The sequence below is a fragment of the Lactobacillus porci genome, assembly GCF_009695985.1.
In the GTDB taxonomy this organism is placed as follows: Bacteria; Bacillota; Bacilli; order Lactobacillales; family Lactobacillaceae; genus Lactobacillus; species Lactobacillus absianus.
The window spans coordinates 68794-87155 of sequence record NZ_VUMX01000007.1 but is presented as its reverse complement, the minus strand read 5'-3'; the positions used below and the strand labels follow the sequence as shown (position 1 = coordinate 87155).

The window sequence follows — 18362 nt, the reverse complement described above, 5'->3', positions numbered from 1 at the left end:
TCCGAAAGCCCTTCTTGTAGGTCATCGAAACGTGGTCGAATACTTTGGCAGCCAGCTCAGTCTTCTTGTATCCAGTTCTGGAGTAGAGCGAATCGTCAAAGACGAAGCAATCGGCACGTTGGTCAGAGGTCAGATCTTTCAGATGCCCATTGACGATCTTCTCAGCTAGCAGAATAGTGAAGCGGAGCCAGTTGATATGTGGGTTCTGCATGAATCGATAGTAGGTGTTTTTGGAGAAGCCAGCAGTACACTTGCCAGACTTCTGTTGCATGTACATGCTTCTGTCTCGAAACACATTACTGAAGATGTATGAAAGGATCGACCAAAGATGGATTCCTTTTGACTTGCGGAGCCCACATCTACGGAGAAGCTCCATAACTTTGTAGTCCTTGAAGAACTTTTCAACAGAACGGGCGATTTTAGGTTCATTTTCAGTATCGAATGATGGTAAACTAGACATAGCACAAGCCTTTCGTTTGATATTGATGATGTTGTGGTTGACTAAATTATATCAAGCGAACAAAGGCCTTGTGCTTTTTTATTGGCTAAACTATTGAATTTTCAAGGTACAAGCCCACTTTTGCAAGTGGGAAGTTTAAGTTATTAACGTGTTCATTGAATTCTAACTGTCTCGGTACTACAATTGGTACCTTACCATACTGCAGAGCTTCTACAAAGCTAGATGGACCACCGTGAGTGATGACAATACGTGCATCCTTAAATGTTTGTTGCATTTCGTCAAAACTCATCATTTTGTGCATCTCACAATGCTTAGCTTCATAAGTGCTGAACCCGTACTGGACAACCACTTTTTCTTTAATTTCACCTTTTCCAACCAATTCGTCCATCTTCTCAATTAGACGGTTGAATGGCTGCTCGTGCGTTCCTACAGTTACAAATATCATATGTTCCTCTAGAAGATACTACCCAAGTTAATTGCCTTAGGATAAACCTGTTTCATTTCTTCCCATTCTACAATGAACTTATCAGTAATTGGATAAACAAGTTTTCCTGTCACTGTCGGTTTATCATAACGGTCAAATACTTCAATATACACTAACTTAGCGCCCATCATCTTCCCAATATAAAAGAATGGCGCTGCCACAGCTGCACCGCTAGAAATAATCAGATCAGGCTTTTCCTTACGAAGTACCTTTATTGCTAAAAAAGTGTTCTTGATCAAGTTCTTCAAATTACGGTTAGTTGGGTAATAGCAAGGATAGAATCTTTCCCCCTTAAGTTTACTTCTAGCATCTTCTTTATCAAAAGTAACCCAAAAGCGTTCCTTGTTTTGCCAAAATGGCTTCAACATATACAAGTGCGTCAAGTGACCACCGCTTGATCCAACCAAACATACTTTAATATTTTTCTTACTCATTGTTTGCTTCCTAACAAAAAAGCGAGGCGATTAATCCTCGCAAACTCTTAACCTTCATACATTCCATTCGGATGAAAGATAACACCAATTGTCTTGATGATGATCCACAAATCGAAGAAGACGCTGCTCCGATTGATGTATTCAATATCGAGTTGCACCATTTCCGCAAAATCTGCCGCATTCCGGCTAGTTGCCTGCCATAGACCGCTGCATCCCGGCTTGACTAACAGTCTCTGTTTGTCATAGTCGGTATACTGCTCTACCTCATTTGGCAGTGGTGGCCGTGGACCAACCAGTGACATATTGCCAATCAAAACATTCCACAACTGTGGCAATTCATCCAAACTGTGAGCTCGAATGAACTTGCCGATCCTGGTAATCCGGGGATCATCATGCATTTTGAACATGGCGCCCTCAACTTCGTTTTGATCCAAGAGTTCCTTCTTCATTTTATCGGCATTGACCACCATTGAACGGAATTTGTAGATCCGAAATGGCTTCTCATTCTTGCCAATTCTGATTTGTGAATAAAAGACCGGGCCGCCATCTTCGCTACGAATTTTAATCGCCAACCATAAAAAGAGCGGCGATAATAAAATTAATGCAACTAGAGAAGCCAGAAAATCAAAGAGCCGCTTAATTCCATGATAGATCGGTCGACCTTTGACTTTGGCTTGATCAACATATGCTTGGCTCATTTCCATTCTTTCCTCTCCTAACAATTCACCCAAACTTCTTATTTTTTCTCAAACTTATCTGAGGCTACTTCTTTCTCCCAAAGAGCCCCTTTTTCTTTGTTTCTTCTTCTCCGTAACCATAGCCGTAGCCATAACCATAGCCGTAGCCGTAGCCGCCATCCCCATCGGCATCAACGTCATTCATAACATAGCCTAAAATTGCTGAATCAGTCAGCTTCAACAATTCAACGGCCCGCTTAACCGCAGCCTTCTGCGAGTGTCCTTGCCGGACTACCAAGATCGTCCCGTCCAAGGAGCTGGTCAGCTGCTGGGTTTCAGCCGCATCCAAGATTGGGGCCAAGTCCAAGATAACCATGTCGTACTTTTGCTTCAAATCTTCAATCAAGTCAAGCATATGCTTAGAAGACAAGAGCTCTGAAGGGTTAGGTGGAATTGGGCCTGCGGTAAGAATTGATAAATTCTCTACGCCGCTTTCCCGGATCACGCTAGCCGCATCCATTTCCTTAGTCCGGCTAGTCAACAAAGTCGTCAACCCGTTGCTGTTAGTTACGTTGAAAGTTGAGTGTAAAGTTGGTCTACGCAAATCGGCATCGATCAAGATCGTCTTCTTGCCTGCTTGTGCCATGGTGATTGCCACATTGGCACTGACCGTTGACTTGCCGGCACTGGCCATAGCTGAAGTAAAGGCAATCGTCTTGACTTCCTTGTCAACGTTCATGAAATTGATGTTGGTCCGGATATTTCTGAACTGTTCTGAAATGACGCTTTGCGGGTTAGCCAGGGTAATCAGCTTAGCCCCGTTTTCCATCGTTTCGTTGTCTAAGTGCTTCTTTCTAAATAAGCCCATGCTAACCTCCTAAACCCGTCTTCTGGTGCCCAAGCTTCTGTGCTTTTCAGCACTGGCTGCCGTAAAGGTCCAGTCCTTTGGCATCTTAATGCTGGAAACTTCGCCCAAGTTGATCAAGCCTAATTCCTTTTCCATAAAGCTGTCATCACGAACGCTCGTATCTGACAAGTCTTTGATGATAATAATCAACAAGCTGACTACTAAACCAGCCAAGACCCCAACTGCAGTGAGCATTTTCACCTTTGGATATGACTTTGTCCCCTTAGAAGCTTCCGCAACAATCGTCACGTTGTTGACGTCCATGATTGAAGGAATCTGCTTCTTGAATTCCTTGGCCACTGCATTGGCAATTGCTTGAGCCTTTTCTGGAGTTTCAGCCGTAGCTGACAGGCTGAAGACCTGTGATGAAGTCGTAGTCGTTACTGAAACAGCGCTAGACAATTCACTAACTGAAACTGAGTAGCTCTTGCCGTCCCGCTTAATAACGGCTGGCTTGGCCTTGACTGCCTTCTTGACCAAGACCCTCGTCCCATCATCATCAGTCCGGTAAACGGCTTTCTTGGCTGGGGTTGCCTTTCTAACCACAGTAACTGGGTTGGCCAGGTACTTGGAAGCTCCCTTCAAGATTACCCGGCTGGTAATAATGTCCTTATAAGTCGTAACCGCGTTAACGTCGGCTTGCTGGTTGGCATATGCTTGGTTAACGTCGGCTGATTTCCGGTTAACCAACAATTGAGTGCTGGCAGTGTACTTGGGTACCAGAACGTATTCTGAAACTCCATAAGCAATCAATCCCAGGCCGATCATCCAAATCAAGATGCTGATAAAGTGCTTCTTGATCAAGATGAAGAGTCTGCGCAGATCAATGGTTACTTCTTCATTATTCTGTTGTTCAGCGCTCACTAGTTATCCTCCTTATAAACGTTGACAGTCTTAATTCCTAAAGTCTTGCGGATATTGTTGGAAATCCGCTGTCTTTCCTTGGTCGTCATGATCTCGACTTCCATGTTGCCAAACTTCTGGTTGTTGACGCTGCTGCTCCGGCCCTGCGCGTAGTCTGATTTGATCGTGGCCGTCGCGCCGCGGTAGTTGGTCGCCAGCTTGATCATCTGGTTTAAAGTCAAGTCAGTTTGCACGCTATTGCCCAGGGACTGCATAAAGCTGCTGTTCAAGATGTTCTTGTAGGAAACGCTCTTCTTCAAGGCAGCTACCATGACCCGCCGCTCACGGTCCTGCCGGCCGTAGTCTTGCCGTGGGTCGCCGTGGCGGAGCTGAACAAAGGCCAAGGCCTTCTTGCCTGAAATATGGTAAGTTTCACCCTTCTTGAAGCTGTAGCCCATATTGTCAAAGGTCAATGGTGAAGTTACGTCAACGCCGCCCATCTTAGTGATGATCTTCATCGTGCTTTCCCAGTTGACCAGCACATAGCCGTCAATCGGCACGCTGTAGTACTTGTCCAGGGTCTTCATAGTTTCCGTAACCCCGCCAAGTGAGTAGGCACTGTTCAACTTGATCGGTGAATACTCTGGGTAGTCAGGCAGGTTGACCTTGGAGTCCCGGGCGATCGTCGTGACTCTCGTCTGCTTCATGGACGGGTTGACCGTCACGAACATCATCAAGTCCGTCAGCCCGTGATACTTCTTCACGCTGCGGCCCTCCGCGCCGGTGTCAGTCCCTAAGATCAGCAAGTTGACTGGCTTCTTCTTGTCCAGAATCTGGTCAGAAGATGACCGGCCCTTGTTGCTCTTAATGTTCTTTGAAACAGGAGTGTACATCGCGGTAGTCGCGTTGCGCGCGTTCTTGTAGGCATAGCCAGCTACCATCAAGGCTGCCAGCAGAACGATCCCAATAACAATCGCAATATAGCGGCCAATATGACGCTTGTGATGGCGGTGATGATGATGGTGGTGGTGATGGTGATGACGATGCTCTACATTTTGTTGTTCAATTTCCGACATCGGTATCTTATTACCTCTTTATATATTTTTCTTTTCCCTCATCATAAGGACATCTTCCCAATACTGTCCCTATTGTATAGTGATAATAATACAGTATAAGTGCTCACATATTTGCATGCAATATGCGTTATCGCTTACATCCATCTAACACCATTGTTATCTAATAATAATTTAATTATCATTTGCTAAATAATGTTTTTTTGCTGCTAAATGAACCTGTATCTACTATTATAGCAGAACCAGATAGCTTGCATGCACCGCAATCTAGGCTACAATATCTGTAACATGATTTTTATAGCCCTGAATTAAGGGTAAATGATAAGGGGGAGCGCTATGATTGACAATACGCAACATAAAATAAAAGCATACTTAGCCGGGGTAAACTTGAATGATCCCAACTTTGACTACTACATGACCGAATTGGCCAACCTGGCCGAAGCCAACAATTATGAAGTCGTCGGCCAGTCCGTGCAAAGGGCCGAAGCGATCGTCAACAGCACCTACCTGGGCAGCGGGAAAGTCAACTTGATCAAGAACATGGCCCATGGCCTGGGAGCGGAAGTACTAGTAATCAACGATGAACTTTCGCCAATGCAGATCCGCAACCTGGAACAGATGACCAAGCTGCGCGTCGTCGACCGGACGGAATTGATCTTGGAAATCTTCTCCAGCCGAGCCCGGACCAAGCAGGCCAAGCTGCAGGTCCAGCTGGCGCGCCTGCAGTATGAGCTGCCCCGCCTGCACCCGTCTGAGAACAACTTGGACCAGCAGCGCGGCAGCGGCGGCTCAACTGGTGGCGGCTTCGCCAACCGCGGGGCCGGTGAATCCAAACTGGAACTGAACCGGCGGACCATCGGCAAGCAGATCTCCGCCATCAAGCACGAACTCAAAGACATTGCCGGACAAGAAGAGATCAAATCCGCCCGCCGCAATCAAAGCCGCCTGCCCAAAGTCGCCCTGGTCGGCTACACCAATGCTGGCAAGTCCACGACCATGAACGGCCTGCTCCAGGCCTTTGGCGTTGAGAACAGCGACAAGCAGGTTTTCGCCAAAGACATGCTCTTCGCGACCCTGGACACCTCCGTGCGCCGGATCGACTTGGACAAGGGCTTCTCCTTTATTCTGTCCGACACGGTCGGCTTCGTCTCCAAATTGCCCCACAACCTGGTCGACTCCTTCAAGGCCACCCTGCAGGAAGCCAAGGACGCTGACCTCTTGGTCAACGTGGTCGACGCGACTGATCCCAACATGAACCAGATGATCAAGACCACCATGAGCGTCTTGGAAGAAATCGGCGTGACCGGAATCCCAATCATCACCGCCTACAACAAGGCTGACCTGACTGAGCGCAGCTACCCGCAGATCGAAGGCAACGACCTCCTCTACAGCGCCCAAGACCCAGCCTCAATCCGGGCCCTGGCTGACTTGATCACCAAGCGGGTCTTCAGCAATTACAAGTCCTTCCAGCTTCTCTTGCCCCTGTCTGCCGGCAAGGAGCTGGGTTACCTGCATGAGCACGCCCACGTTGAGAACGAAGACTACCAAGATGACGGCATCCACCTCGTGGCCAACATCGCCCCCGAAGACCAGGCCCGCTTCTTGCAATACGTGCAACAATAGGGAAAATGAGTCTGGGAAATACGCTAAGGGCTAAAAAGGCTTCTAGAAGTGAAAATACTTCTGGAAGCCTTTTTATGTATCTCAAATCACAGCAGAGAGCTGCTGAAGCTCAAGAGTCCTCGACTGCCACTTTTTTCCCACATTCGCTTGCCCAAACACAAAAAACGCTCATCTAAATTAGATGAGCGTCCTAGAGCCTTGCCCAGACTCATTTATTTGCTTTGCTATCGATAATTACAGGACCCGTCTAGCCTTGCTTGGCCAGAAGTAGCTGGAAAGAGTCGTCTGCACGACGCCATCCTTGCTGCCCGTGGCGGCCACGTACTTGCCGCCGCCAACGTAAATCCCCACGCTGTATGGGTTGGTGGCTGAGCCCCAGAAGAGCAGGTCGCCCTTCTGCAAGTTCTTGGTTGAGTCAACGGCAATCCCCTGCTTGCTCTGGTCCTTGACTGACCGGCCGGTATTGACCCCGGCGGCCTTCTTGTAGACATAGGCAACCAGGCCCGTATTGTCAAATGACTTAGGCCCAGTTGACCCCTTGGAGTAAGCCTTGCCGACCTGCTGCTTGGCCAGGCTGACGACCGCGTTGGCCTTGGCCCGGGAACCCATCGGGGCACCCCAGGACGCCGCCAGCTTCACCGCGCTGACCGCCTTGGTCTTGACCGTCTGCTTGACTTTCTTGTTCTTGCTCTTAGCCTTGACCGGCTTGGTCTTCTTGGCCTTGACGGCTTGCTTGACGTACTTTGCCATGACCCACTGGTTCTTGCCAACCCGGTACCAGACATTGCCCATGCTGTCCTTGGCAGTCTGCAGAACCATCCAGGCCGTGCCCTTCTTGGCGTGCGTGGCCACGTGGCGGCCATTCTGATAGTTGGTCCAAACCGTGACATACTTCTTGGCCACGACCTTGATCCGCTTCGATGAGGCGTTGACCGTTTGTGAGACAGGCTTCATGCCGGTTGCCGAAATGCTTAAGAAAGTCAGAGCGGCGGCTGACACTTTAATCCACTTTGACTTGTTCATGTCCAACATTCCCCCTATATAACGACTTGACGATACCTATTCTTATAATAAAGCAAGTCTCGACCCTGACGCAACTAAAAAGAAAGCCCTGCCACAAGCAGGGCCCCTATTAAAGCAGGCGGCGGGCCGTAACTGGCCAGTAGTAGCTGCTCAAGGTCGCTAAGATGACCCCTTGGGTTTCATCAGCGGCGGAAACGTATTGGCCGTTGCCAACGTAAATCGCTACGTGGTACGGCGCGCTCTTGTCGCCCCAGAAGAGCAAGTCCCCTGGCTGCAAAGCAGCCGCGGAAACGGGAACTTCATAGCCTTCGTTGACTTGGGTGTAGGTAGTTCTGGAAACGGTCTTGCCAACGGCTGTCTTGTAGACCCATTGCACCAGGCCGGAGCAGTCAAAGCTGTAAGGGCCAACTCCGCCCCAGACATAGGCGTGGCCAACCTGCTGCTTGGCAAGGTTGACGACTGCCGCCTGCCGGAAATTGGACCCGGTTGGAGCCTGGCTGGAAGCCGCCTGGGTGATCTGCGTGCTTGACAGAGACGCCTTGGCTTGGGCCGTCTTGGACTTGGTCGTCGTGGACACCACTACCGTGTTCTTGCTTTGAATCCACTTCTTGCTGCCAACCTTGATCCAGACCGTGTGCTTGCTGTCAGTGGCTTCGGCCTGAACCTTCTTGACCGTGCCCTTCTTCAAGTACTTCTTGGTCTTCTTCCGGCGGCCGCGCTTGTAGTTGTTCCAAATGGCCGTCTTCTTGACTGTCTGGACTCTGGCTACCCGGCCCTTGACCTGCGCGTATGCTGCTGGCGCCTTTAATGCCGCGAAAGCAAAGAACGCCGCGAAAACCGTGACAAGCTTGACCCACTTGCTTGACTTGCCCATAAACTATCCTCCAAGACTACTACACTATTTTGATGCTGTTAATACTTATAATAAACGCTCAAGCCGCTTCCTAGCAAGCCTTCTTTGCATTACAAGTTTGTTACAAGCGCAAAAAAATGGCCTCATCCAAGATGAGACCATGACCAATATGCTTAGCTTAGATCAGCCGGCGTGCGCTTGACGGATAAAAGACGCTTGATGGCCGGGTGCTGACCGTTGACTTGATGACGCCAACCGTTGGGCTGGACGCGTGGACGAACTTGTTGCCGCCAACGTAGATGCCCACGTGGCTTGGCGCGCGCTTGGAGCCAAAGAAGAGCAGGTCGCCCTTTTGCAGCTTCTTGGTAGAAACCGCCTTGCCGTAGTAGAGCTGCGACACTGAGTAGTGCGGCAGGTTGACGCCCAAGGCGTGCTTGTAGACGTACATGGTCAAGCCGGAGCAGTCAAAGGAATAAGGACCAGTCGCCCCCCACACATAGCTCTTGCCAAGTTCGCCGGTTGCCAAGGCTGCCACCTTCTTTTGCTTGGAAGCCTTGGCGGCAGCCGCCTTGATCTTGTTGTACTTGGTAGTCGTAATCGCATTTACGCCGTTGATCCACTTCTTTGAGCTGATCCGGTACCAGGTCTTGCCGTTTGCCTTGACCTGGCCAGTCGCCGTAAACTTGCGGCCGGACTTGTAACGGGTCACGACCCTCTTGCCCTTGCCGTAGGTGGACCAGATGTTCAGCTTGTTGCCGCGGTTGTAGGCCACAAAGGTCTTCTTGATCTTCTTGACCGGGTCGACTTGGACGGTCTGGGCATCGTTGGTCTCCGCCTTGACCATGCCTGGCTTGACCGCGAAAAAGCAGGCCAGGGCTAATAAACTCAAAAGATAAGTGAAATTGCGCTGTTTGCTATGCATATTGAAATTCTTGCTCCGTCTATTTGATATTACTGGCTAACATTCTACGGAACTTATATTACATTTCTGTAACAGGCATGATACAAGTCATTAAAACTTAGGCTTTTTCACAAGCAAAAAGCGCCAGCCTTTCGCTGACGCTTATCGTTCGATGGTATCTTAATTGGCTTTGAATTAGATGATCCGCTTAGCGGTTGATGGCCAGAAGTAGTAGCTCAGGCTTTGCTTGATGACGCCTTGGCTTGGCGTAGCGGCGTGAACGTACTTGCCGCCACCAACGTAGATCCCAACGTGGTAAGGCGCGCTTGACGGACCCCAGAAGAGCAGGTCGCCCTTCTTCAAGGTGGCGCTTGAAACGGCTACCCGCTTGCCTTGGTAGACTTGGGTGTAGGTCGTCCGGCTGATGTTCTTGCCGATGGCGTGCTTGTAAACGTATGAAGTCAGGCCAGAGCAGTCAAAGCTGTAAGGGCCAGTAGCTCCCCAAACGTAAGGCTTGCCCAGTTCGCTTTCAGCTAAAGCAACGACCTTAGCGGCCTTGCGGCTCTTGCTCTTGGACAGCTTCTTTTCTTTAGCGGCCTTCTTGGCAGCTTTCTTGGCAGCCTTTTCGGCTTCCTTGGCCTTCTTGGCCCATTGGTCAGTGGTCAAAGTATACCGTTTCAAAATCCACTCATGGTCGCCCAGCCGGTACCAGACCTGCTTCTTGTAAGTTACTTGGCCGGTAACGTTCAAAGTCGTGCCGTGCTTGTAAGAGTTGGCGGTGGCGTTGCCGCGGACGGTCCCCTTCTTGTAGTTCTTCCAGCTCTTGATGCTGTAGCCGGCAACGTAGTTGACGACAACTTGCTTGTTGACGTCCTTGACGCGGGCAGCAGCAACGGTGTTGACTTGGCTTTGAGTGACAACGGCCGCGCCGGTGAAGAACAGGGCGCAAGCCGCGGTTAATTTGATTAAAGTACGCTTTAAATTCACTATAAGATACCTTCTTGTCATTTCAATGACAATCTTTCATTTTTTGTTTTCTTTTTTACACAATGACTATCATAATTAACTAATGTTACAGAAATGTTACAAGGCCAATACTATCTTGTTAAAATCCCTCCTATTTAAATAAGCCACCGGAAGATCGCTTCCGGTGGCTTGCTTAATTCACGATTTAGATGATCCGCTTGGCAGTTGATGGCCAGAAGTAGCGGCTCAGGCTCTGCTTGCGCACGCCCTGGCTGGGGGTCGCGGCGTGGACGTACTTGCCGCCCCCAACGTAGATGCCCACGTGGTAAGGTGAGCGCTTGGAGCCCCAGAAGAGCAGGTCGCCCTTTTGCAGCTTCCTGGTGGAAACCTTGACCGTCTTCCCCTTCTTGACCTGGGTGTAGGTGGTCCGAGTAATGTTCTTCTTGATGGCCTTGCTGTAGACAAAGGAGGTCAAGCCGGAGCAGTCAAAGCTGTAAGGGCCAGTCGCGCCCCAGACGTAGCGCTTGCCAACCTGCTTCTTGGCTAAGGAAACGACCTTGTTGCGCTCGGTCTTCTTAGAGGCAGCCTGGACTGGCTGGCCGGCACTTGGCACCTGGCTGGCCGCGAAGCTCACGCCAGCGGTTAAGGCCAGGGCCAAGGTCAATTTTGCAAATACTTTCTTCAGCTTCAACATTTCTCGATTACACTCCCGAATTTGATTTTTTAAGTTAGATAATTAGTTTGATTCATTTTTTCCTTAAGTACGCTATCTATCTTAACCAATCTTTGTTACAAGCCATTTACAGACTGTTTGCAATTCTTTGAATTAGCATTTACAGAACTTTTGCACGAAAGCTAGCAAACAAAAAGGAAGACTCCCCGCTATTCTCAAGCGGAGAGCCTTCCAGCCTATTTGTTAAATTGTTATCGTATGCTTTTGTAACTCAGTCTTAGGCGCCAACCTTTTCGGTAGCGCCGCTGGAGACTTCGACCTTGATCTTTGGCGCTGGGGCCTTGTATTCAACCTTGTTGCGCTGGTCAACCGTGCCTTCAGCTTCCATATTGTGGAAATTGTTGTAAGACAGGGTGATCATGTCTTCCAGGGCTGGTTCGGTAAAGGAGCCCATGTGCGGCGTCAGCAGGACGCGCGGGTACAGGTCCATCAATTCTTGCACGTCATGGTCAGGAACCTGCGCTTGGTTGGCAAATTGGTGACCCATGATCTTCTTTTCGCTGGTAACGACATCGGCGCCGTAGCCGCCCAGGTGGCCAGACTTGATGCCAGCGGCAACGGCCGCCTCGTTGGCCAGCTCGCCTCGGGCCGTGTTGATCAAAACCGCGCCCGGCTTCATGCTCTTGATGAAGTCTTCGTTGATCAAGCCATCATTCTTGCCTGGGAAGTAAGGCACGTGCACGGAAACGATGTCGCAAGTGGCGAGCAATTCCTCCTCGGAAACGAATTCGCAGTATTGCTTGGCGAAGTCGGATGGATAGGGATCATAGGCATAGACCTGGCTGCCCAGCCCCTTCCACATCTTGCCTTCAACGGCACCGATCTTGCCGGCCCCGTAGATGCCGACCTTCAAGCGGTTGAATTCAGTGGCAAAGTAGTCCGGGTGCATCCCAAAGTCCTGTTCATGCACATGGTAGACTGCTTCCCCAACGTGGCGCGACAGGGTGACGCCCAAAGTGAAGGCCAAGTTGGCAACCGCGTATGGCGAGTAGTTAGGAACGCGGGCAACCGAAATCCCTAATTCCTTGGCTGCCTTCAAGTCGTAATGGTCAACGCCAACCGACCTGGTGAAGACCCAGTTGATCCCATAGGACTTAAACTTCTTCAGGTTGGTCCGGTCACAAAGACAATTCCCGCGAACCAAGACCGCGTCACAGTCAGCGGCTTCTGCAGCATTGTCCCTGTTCAAGTATTCGCCAATGAGCTTCAAGTCATAGCCGTACTTGTTCAACTTCTTAAAGTAACTTCTTTCCAAAGGGCGGACGCCGTAACATGCAATTCTCATGGTGAATACCTTCTTTACAAATTAGACTATATTTAACCTTCATTAACAATGACCATATTCTATTTAATCCTTTTCTAAGGTTCAACCCCTTTGGCTTACATTCTTAGAAAATAATTTTGTTCTCGATTACTTTTGCAAGAAGTGCCCCCTTCTGCTTTCACAAACGAAAGTCAGTCCGCTTTTTCCCGCAATTGCGGGCTTTGGCCGCTTTTTCAGGGCAAGCAAAAAGCGCCTCGCGGACAGGTGTCCGCGGGACGCTCTTATCATCAGCATCATTTTGAAGCAAAGGCAATTAGATGATCCGCTTGGCGGTTGATGGCCAGAAGTAGCCGCTCAGAGTCTGCTTGCGCACGCCTTGGCTTGGGGTGGCAGCGTGCACGTATTGGCCGCCCCCAACGTAGATCCCAACGTGGTAAGGTGAGTTCTTGGAACCCCAGAAGAGGAGGTCGCCCTTCTGCAGGGTGGCAGTTGAAACGCGTACCGTCTTGCCCCGCTTTACTTGGGTGAAGGTGGTCCGGCTAATGTTCTTGCCGATGGCGCGGCTGTAGACGAATGAAGTCAGGCCGGAGCAGTCAAAGGCGTTTGGGCCAGTAGCGCCGTAAACGTAGCGCTTGCCGACTTCCTTCTTGGCCAAGGCAACGACCTTGTTGCGCTTGCTTGCCTTGGAAGCGGCTTGCACTTGTGGGGCGTTGTTGGCAGAAACGGTTAAAACAGTTACGAGGCCGGCGAAGGCAAAGGCCACGGCGGCAAAAGCTTTAACGAGTGAATTCTTGAACTTCAAAATGATAACTTCCTTTACTTGTATGCTTGAATTAATTGCTTAATTGAACTTGATGCCCTATATCATACAGAGGAAATGTTTCATTTCTGTGTCAAAATAATCACACGTTCTTTAAGAAATGTTACTTTTGCTCCTTTAATTGCAATACAAGCCGGTCAAGGGCCTGCTTTGTCTGTGTTAAATCTTCATTGACCAGGATATGGGCGTAAGGGGCCAGATCGCTTGGGAGAGCATTCAATTCATGCCCCGTCAGGCGCTGCTTGATCTTGGCCGGGTCATCCCCTCTAAGCCGCATCCGTTCAGCCAGTTCCGCGACCGGGCTGGTCACGTACAGGAAATAGACCTGCTGGCCCAGAGCCTTGATGTAGGAGCGGGCGCCTTCGATGTCAACGATCAGGCTGACCAGGTCGCCCTTGGCCCAGGCCTTCCGCAGCCCCTCCTGGCTGGACCCGTAATGGTAGTCGCCGTATTTGACCGACTCAAAGAGGTGGAGGCGGCTGAAGGAGGCCTCGTCTTCAAAGTAGTAGGCAACCCCGTTGACTTCGCCGGCGCGCTTGGGCCGGGTCGTGTGGGTGATCACCCGCTGGATGTGGTATTGCTGGCTGAGATAGTCGGAAATGGTAGTCTTGCCAGCCCCGCTTGGACCAGCGATCAGAATTATTTTTTGCAAAAGAGGATGCTCCTAACTTGAATTTTTTGAACATATAATATAGTATAACTTCGTTGTAATTTTAACCAGTTAAATAAAAAGGTGAGGCCAAGACATGAAAAAAGCAGATGTTGAATTGGGTGCGGTTGTGACCGCCAAGTCAGAAGAAGAATTGAAGAAGCCATTCCAGGGCACGGTGGAAAAGATTTACGAAAATTCAGCCTTGCTCGCCATCACCTCTTTTGACGATGTCGACGCGACTGCCGTCAGCGACTTGAACTACAAGCTGGTCGTCAACTTCAAGAACATGAAGCCGGCCAAGTCAGCCAAGAAGGCCAAGGCCCTGTCCACCAACAACGTGACCGTAGAAAAGATTGCCCCAACCATGAAGGCGGCAGACAAGGATGAGAAAGAAGCCAAGGCCAAGACGGCCAAAGGCAAGAAGACCGGCAAATAAGCCAGTTATGGGTCAGCTCTAAGGAGCTGACCCTTTTTTCTTGCCTGCCGCAACTTGTGTTAAGATGATTAAGCAATAGAAAGCGAGGAAAATCAATGAACGAAAAAGCGCGCAAGCTCCTCTGCGGCTTCGTCCTCATCCAGCCCTTCCTGGATTTCGACTTCTTCTACGAGGGGCGCCTGGCTACGGCTTTGCCCTTTACCATCCCGACCATCCTGCGGATCATTGGGGTCCTGGCCTTGCTGGGCCTTTACCTGGCTAATGCGGACCACCGAAGCCGCTTGAAGCGCCAGTACTGGCTCTGGGCCTACCTGGCCGTCTTGACTGTCTACTGCCTGTTGCACCTGTGGCACGCCAAGACTTTTAAGAGCATCAACCCGTCAGGCTATGGCTACTCCCTGTTCGGGGAAATTTTCTACCTTTTCAGAATGGCCATGCCCCTGATCCTGATCTACCTGACCCAGGGGCTGGAAATCTCCAAAGAGCTGTTCCTCAAGGTCTGCTACTGGGTCAGCCTGACCTTCTCGGGCATCATCGTCTTGTCCAACCTCTTCGTGGTGTCCTTGAAGTCATATGAGCACGGGGTGATCTCCGGCAACATCTTCACCTGGTTCATGGGACCCTTGTACGGCTACTCCCATTCAGCCTCCAAGGGCTTCTTCTACTTCACCAACACTTTGAGCGCCATCTTGCTGATGCTGGCGCCGCTGGTCTTCTACCTGCTTTTGGCCCGCTTCAAGTGGCAGAACTGCCTTTTGGCCGTGGTTCACTTCCTGGCCATGCTGGAAGTGGGGACCAAGGTGGCCTTGTATGGGCTCTTGGCCAGCATGGTCTTGAGCCTGCTGGGTTGGCTGTTTCATATTTTTTTGACCAAGAACGAAAGCTTCTCTTGGAAGCCGGTGGCCGTGATGGCGGTCTTGTTCGCGGCTTTTGCCGTGACCTACAAGGTCACCCCGGCCGTGCAGCGGTATGAATACGAGATCTACTGGGCCAAGAGCCACGATGCCGACATCTCCAAGGAGAACGCGGAACTGGCCGCGGGCCTGGCCAAGTACCGGAATGATCCGGCCAAGCTGGCGGAATTTGAGAAGGACTTTTTGGCAAAGAACTACCAGAAATACGCCTTGAACAAGCGCTTCATCACCAAGTCCTACCCTTACAAGTACGACCCGCAGTTCTGGATCGACATGCTTAAGAAGCCCGCCACTTACCGCCTGGCCAACCGGAACGTGGAGACGGCCATGCTGGACCGGGTCGTGGCCACCAACGCCAGTCCTTGGGACAAGTGGCTGGGGATCGGCTATACCCGGGAAACCAATATTTTTAACCTGGAACGGGACTTCAAGGCCCAAGCGTACTCGCTGGGGGTGGCCGGCACGGTCCTCTACCTGGGCTTTTACCTGGGAATCCTCCTCTACGGGGCCTGGGAGTGGCTGCGCTTCAAGGGCGTCCGGAACTACCTGGTTACCACAAGTTTGCTGGCCAGCGGCATGATCCTAGGCGCCGGCTACATGTCCGGCAACGTCCTGGACTTCCTGACCTCCAGCCTTCTGCTGGCCTTCCTCGACGGCTGCCTCCTGTGCTTCATCCGCCGCAGCCGCGGGTGATGCGCGGTGTAGGGGCGCGCGGATTTTTGTAAAGATAGGTATCAGCAGCAGGGCCTCCGGGCCCTGCTGCTTTTTGCTTGCGCGAATGCGGACTTGGACGTGGCTACGTTGCGCGAATGCGGACTTGGCTGCGGTAAAAACGGGGATGGATTTGCGATTGGCTGCGGTAAAAACGGGGATGGATTTCCAGGATTTGCGCTTGGCTGCGGTAAAAACGGGGATGGATTTCCGGGATTTGCGATTGGCTACGGTAAAAAAGGGGATGGATTTCCGGGATTTGCGATTGGCTGCGGTAAAAACGGGGATGGATTTGTGGGATTTGCGATTGGCTACGGTAAAAACGGGGATGGATTTGTGGGATTTGCGCTTGGCTACGGTAAAAACGGGGATGGATTTGTGGGATTTGGACATGGCTGAGGTAAAAACGGGGATGGATTTGGACGATTTGCGATTGGCTGAGGTAAAAACGGGGATAATTATTTATTCGAACCACATTTTTTACTGAACCAAGCCGTTTTTTCGAAATTGGAGCCCCGTTTCTTACTGAACCAAGCCGTTTTTTCGAAATTTAAGCCCCGTTTTTTACTGAACCAAGCCGTTTTTTCGAAATTGGAGCCCCGCTTTTTACTGAACCAAGCCGATTTCTCGAAATTTAAGCCCCGCTTTTTACTGAACCAAACCGATTTTTCGAAATTTAAGCCCCGCTTCTTACTGAACCAAGCCGATTTCTCGAAATTGGAGCCCCGCTTCTTCCTGAACCAAGCCGATTCTCTGGAGGAGCGCGGCAGTTGGGGACTTTGCGGGGATTTTTTACTGATTTTTCCCCAGAAAGTACCCAACTACGGGCTTTTTCAAAAATTAGTTCCCCAGAAAGTACCCAACCGAAGCTTTTTGCCAAAAAATCACCACACAAAAAACGCTAAGCAAACAACTTTGCTTAGCGTTTAAGATTATTTCTTAATAAAAGACGTGTCGGGCACGCGGATCAAGAAGAAGCGGGTCGCCACCTTGCCAGCGTGCATCCCCAGCCCATTCTGGGCCGTATTCTTGTAGCGGGCAGTGTAGACAGCCACGTAAGCCTTCTGGTAGCGGTCGTCCATCTGCTTCAGCTTGGCCAGCTTAAACGGAATCGTGCTGGCGGTCACGTTGATCGGGTTGTCCTCATAAGAGACGGTCGCCATCCGGCTAGGCACGGTATACTTGTGCCCCGCGGTGTAAAAAATGTAGTTCTGGCTGGCGTTCTTGGTCTTTGAAGAATCGACCTTGACGTAGTAGTTCTTTGAGGCGCCTGGCTGCAGGATCAGGGACTGGTACTTGACCTTGGCGCTGATCCGGGTCTGGTCGTTTAAGTTCGGGTTGTCAAAAACCGACTGCCCCGCCAGCCAGCCCAAGGCCAGGCAAAAGATGGCAATCTCCGCAATGCTGATGGCGAGGTTGCCCCATTCAAAGCTATGGTGGCGTTCAATAATCATTCGCAGCCGCCGCTTGCGGATATTCTGCACAATGAAGGTCAGGTAGACGATCAAAGCCACCCAAAGGGCCACGCCCAAGACATTCCAGCTCCACATAATTGCTTACCTCCTATGTTAATTATAAGGGAAGGCGGCGGTAAAGCCCAATTTATTTTTTGCTGGACTTGGCTTTAGTCTCCTTCTTGGCAGCTTTTTCAGCCTTGGCAGCTTCGCGGGCCGCCTTTTCATTTTCGCGGATCTGCTTGATCTTCTCGCTCATGGCATCAGTCAGCAGGTCCGTGGCCTTGTCCTCGTCAGCCACCAGCTCATCCCCCGTCAGCAAGAGGTCGATCCGGAACTTAGAGGCGTTGACGTACTCGCTGGCCGTCTCAAAGTAGACCTTGACCGGCACTTCTTCCTCATTTTCAAAAAAGTTGATCAGCTTCTTGTAGTTGGCCAGGGGCAGGTTGATGATATTGGTCTCCAAGGCAAAAGTAATCGGGTTCTTCCCTTCCAAAACCAGCTGGACCTGCATCAAAGATCCCTTCTTCAAGGCCAGGGCGACTTCGTGGACCATTTTTTCCGCGTGAACGCGCAGCTTGCTCTTGCTTCTGGACACGTCAGCGTACTTGATGGTCTCCATGTCGGACAAGTATTCTTGCTCTTCAATTGCTTTAGTAATCTCGTTTAAGTTGATTTTCATGGTCATCATGTCCTAACTTGCTTATCAAATTCTCTACCTACCTTAGCGAAAAAAGTTCAATTGTGCAAGGACATCAGCTGGAGGAGGGGATTTTTTCATGAAAAAAGAACCGGCCATGCGACCGGCTCTTATTAGGATTAATAGGAAATATAGGTATGACGCCAGACATCGCCTGACTATCATCGCCGCGGACAGAAAACATGGGGAAAAGATCTGCCCGCGGGGAAATAGAGCCACTTGTCATAAGCAGGCCTCTATCACGCTGTCATTCTAACATATCTCCTTAGCACTGTCTTTCATAACGTAGAGTATTTAATTATTTAAGGGCTGGTTCTTGAAAAGTTAAATAATTAATCCAAAAATTTTACAAAGCAGCGGCAAGCGAGTACAATAGATCATCGACGAGTCGAGGAAAACGCAAAGGTGCGTATTTTTGAGATAGAGGGCATCAG

Annotated in this window: 19 protein-coding genes and 2 pseudogenes; 4 read left to right on the top strand and 17 right to left on the bottom strand. The window is 50.3% G+C overall.

The annotated features are described in order from the left end of the window. The 7 genes and pseudogenes from FYJ62_RS04000 to FYJ62_RS03970 all read right to left on the bottom strand — a co-directional run. Positions 1-460: pseudogene (locus tag FYJ62_RS04000) on the bottom strand (IS4 family transposase); the annotation flags it as partial. Between the two features lie 88 nt (positions 461-548). Next, a pseudogene (locus tag FYJ62_RS03995) lies at positions 549-905 on the bottom strand (glycosyltransferase); the annotation flags it as partial. Positions 906-913: 8 nt separating this feature from the next. Next, on the bottom strand, positions 914-1363 hold the full coding sequence (gene pssD, locus FYJ62_RS03990) for a PssD/Cps14F family polysaccharide biosynthesis glycosyltransferase (RefSeq protein ID WP_206988880.1): 450 nt from the start codon (positions 1361-1363) through the stop codon (positions 914-916). A 62-nt stretch (positions 1364-1425) separates the two neighbouring features. Next, entirely contained in the window at positions 1426-2082 is a 657-nt protein-coding gene (locus tag FYJ62_RS03985; protein WP_154547959.1) for a sugar transferase, read from the bottom strand. A 58-nt stretch (positions 2083-2140) separates the two neighbouring features. Then, complete coding sequence (locus FYJ62_RS03980) at positions 2141-2923, bottom strand: CpsD/CapB family tyrosine-protein kinase (protein ID WP_154547957.1); 783 nt, start codon at positions 2921-2923, stop codon at positions 2141-2143. 9 nt (positions 2924-2932) lie between these two features. Continuing rightward, on the bottom strand, positions 2933-3826 hold the full coding sequence (locus FYJ62_RS03975) for a YveK family protein (RefSeq protein WP_326831988.1): 894 nt from the start codon (positions 3824-3826) through the stop codon (positions 2933-2935). Beyond that, entirely contained in the window at positions 3826-4881 is a 1056-nt protein-coding gene (locus tag FYJ62_RS03970) for an LCP family protein (RefSeq protein WP_195837383.1), read from the bottom strand. Before FYJ62_RS03970 ends, FYJ62_RS03975 begins: the two co-directional genes overlap by 1 nt. A gap of 333 nt (positions 4882-5214) precedes the next feature. Here FYJ62_RS03970 and hflX point away from each other — a divergent pair, with 333 nt between their 5' ends. Further along, complete coding sequence (gene hflX / locus FYJ62_RS03965) at positions 5215-6501, top strand: GTPase HflX (protein ID WP_154547955.1); 1287 nt, start codon at positions 5215-5217, stop codon at positions 6499-6501. A gap of 234 nt (positions 6502-6735) precedes the next feature. Here hflX and FYJ62_RS03960 read toward each other — a convergent pair whose 3' ends face one another. The 8 genes from FYJ62_RS03960 to FYJ62_RS03925 all read right to left on the bottom strand — a co-directional run bounded on the left by FYJ62_RS03960 (position 6736) and on the right by FYJ62_RS03925 (position 13713). Then, positions 6736-7524, bottom strand: coding sequence for a C40 family peptidase (locus tag FYJ62_RS03960; RefSeq protein WP_154547953.1), 789 nt, complete (start codon positions 7522-7524; stop codon positions 6736-6738). A gap of 109 nt (positions 7525-7633) precedes the next feature. Continuing rightward, positions 7634-8398, bottom strand: coding sequence for a C40 family peptidase (locus FYJ62_RS03955; RefSeq protein WP_154547951.1), 765 nt, complete (start codon positions 8396-8398; stop codon positions 7634-7636). Between the two features lie 157 nt (positions 8399-8555). Beyond that, positions 8556-9221, bottom strand: a complete 666-nt coding sequence (locus FYJ62_RS03950; protein WP_154547975.1) for a C40 family peptidase — start codon at positions 9219-9221, stop codon at positions 8556-8558. A 252-nt stretch (positions 9222-9473) separates the two neighbouring features. Continuing rightward, the gene (locus tag FYJ62_RS03945; protein ID WP_318282448.1) at positions 9474-10265 is read right to left on the bottom strand and encodes a C40 family peptidase; all 792 of its coding nucleotides are present in this window, start codon (positions 10263-10265) and stop codon (positions 9474-9476) included. Between the two features lie 184 nt (positions 10266-10449). After that, entirely contained in the window at positions 10450-10938 is a 489-nt protein-coding gene (locus FYJ62_RS03940; protein ID WP_154547947.1) for a C40 family peptidase, read from the bottom strand. Positions 10939-11194: 256 nt separating this feature from the next. Then, positions 11195-12262, bottom strand: coding sequence for a 2-hydroxyacid dehydrogenase (locus FYJ62_RS03935; RefSeq protein ID WP_154547945.1), 1068 nt, complete (start codon positions 12260-12262; stop codon positions 11195-11197). Positions 12263-12554: 292 nt separating this feature from the next. Continuing rightward, positions 12555-13043 carry a C40 family peptidase gene (locus FYJ62_RS03930; protein ID WP_154547943.1) on the bottom strand — a complete coding sequence of 163 codons (489 nt, stop codon included), beginning with the start codon at positions 13041-13043 and terminating at the stop codon, positions 12555-12557. A 121-nt stretch (positions 13044-13164) separates the two neighbouring features. Next, positions 13165-13713, bottom strand: a complete 549-nt coding sequence (locus FYJ62_RS03925) for a guanylate kinase (RefSeq protein ID WP_154547941.1) — start codon at positions 13711-13713, stop codon at positions 13165-13167. Positions 13714-13807: 94 nt separating this feature from the next. Here FYJ62_RS03925 and FYJ62_RS03920 point away from each other — a divergent pair, with 94 nt between their 5' ends. From FYJ62_RS03920 to FYJ62_RS03910, 3 genes are all read left to right on the top strand, one after another. After that, a complete protein-coding gene (locus tag FYJ62_RS03920; RefSeq protein WP_154547939.1) occupies positions 13808-14149 on the top strand; it encodes a DUF2187 family protein in 342 nt (113 codons plus the stop codon). 95 nt (positions 14150-14244) lie between these two features. Continuing rightward, on the top strand, positions 14245-15756 hold the full coding sequence (locus tag FYJ62_RS03915) for an O-antigen ligase family protein (RefSeq protein ID WP_154547937.1): 1512 nt from the start codon (positions 14245-14247) through the stop codon (positions 15754-15756). A 124-nt stretch (positions 15757-15880) separates the two neighbouring features. Then, on the top strand, positions 15881-16261 hold the full coding sequence (locus tag FYJ62_RS03910; protein ID WP_154547935.1) for a hypothetical protein: 381 nt from the start codon (positions 15881-15883) through the stop codon (positions 16259-16261). 445 nt (positions 16262-16706) lie between these two features. Here FYJ62_RS03910 and FYJ62_RS03905 read toward each other — a convergent pair whose 3' ends face one another. Beyond that, the gene (locus tag FYJ62_RS03905; protein ID WP_154547933.1) at positions 16707-17324 is read right to left on the bottom strand and encodes an LVIS_2131 family protein; all 618 of its coding nucleotides are present in this window, start codon (positions 17322-17324) and stop codon (positions 16707-16709) included. A gap of 52 nt (positions 17325-17376) precedes the next feature. After that, the gene (locus tag FYJ62_RS03900; RefSeq protein WP_154547931.1) at positions 17377-17910 is read right to left on the bottom strand and encodes a hypothetical protein; all 534 of its coding nucleotides are present in this window, start codon (positions 17908-17910) and stop codon (positions 17377-17379) included. Positions 17911-18362: the final 452 nt, after the last annotated feature.

What these genes read in the sequence shown, in the direction of transcription:
- FYJ62_RS03955 (WP_154547951.1), bottom strand. Translation starts at nt 8,398, where the DNA reads ATGGGCAAGTCAAGCAAGTGGGTCAAGCTTGTCACGGTTTTCGCGGCG.
- FYJ62_RS03980 (WP_154547957.1), bottom strand. Translation starts at nt 2,923, where the DNA reads ATGGGCTTATTTAGAAAGAAGCACTTAGACAACGAAACGATGGAAAAC.
- FYJ62_RS03950 (WP_154547975.1), bottom strand. Translation starts at nt 9,221, where the DNA reads ATGGTCAAGGCGGAGACCAACGATGCCCAGACCGTCCAAGTCGACCCG.
- FYJ62_RS03970 (WP_195837383.1), bottom strand. Translation starts at nt 4,881, where the DNA reads ATGTCGGAAATTGAACAACAAAATGTAGAGCATCGTCATCACCATCAC.
- FYJ62_RS03985 (WP_154547959.1), bottom strand. Translation starts at nt 2,082, where the DNA reads ATGGAAATGAGCCAAGCATATGTTGATCAAGCCAAAGTCAAAGGTCGA.
- FYJ62_RS03920 (WP_154547939.1), top strand. Translation starts at nt 13,808, where the DNA reads ATGAAAAAAGCAGATGTTGAATTGGGTGCGGTTGTGACCGCCAAGTCA.
- FYJ62_RS03905 (WP_154547933.1), bottom strand. Translation starts at nt 17,324, where the DNA reads ATGTGGAGCTGGAATGTCTTGGGCGTGGCCCTTTGGGTGGCTTTGATC.
- FYJ62_RS03900 (WP_154547931.1), bottom strand. Translation starts at nt 17,910, where the DNA reads ATGAAAATCAACTTAAACGAGATTACTAAAGCAATTGAAGAGCAAGAA.
- FYJ62_RS03940 (WP_154547947.1), bottom strand. Translation starts at nt 10,938, where the DNA reads ATGTTGAAGCTGAAGAAAGTATTTGCAAAATTGACCTTGGCCCTGGCC.
- FYJ62_RS03960 (WP_154547953.1), bottom strand. Translation starts at nt 7,524, where the DNA reads ATGAACAAGTCAAAGTGGATTAAAGTGTCAGCCGCCGCTCTGACTTTC.
- FYJ62_RS03935 (WP_154547945.1), bottom strand. Translation starts at nt 12,262, where the DNA reads ATGAGAATTGCATGTTACGGCGTCCGCCCTTTGGAAAGAAGTTACTTT.
- hflX (WP_154547955.1), top strand. Translation starts at nt 5,215, where the DNA reads ATGATTGACAATACGCAACATAAAATAAAAGCATACTTAGCCGGGGTA.
- FYJ62_RS03915 (WP_154547937.1), top strand. Translation starts at nt 14,245, where the DNA reads ATGAACGAAAAAGCGCGCAAGCTCCTCTGCGGCTTCGTCCTCATCCAG.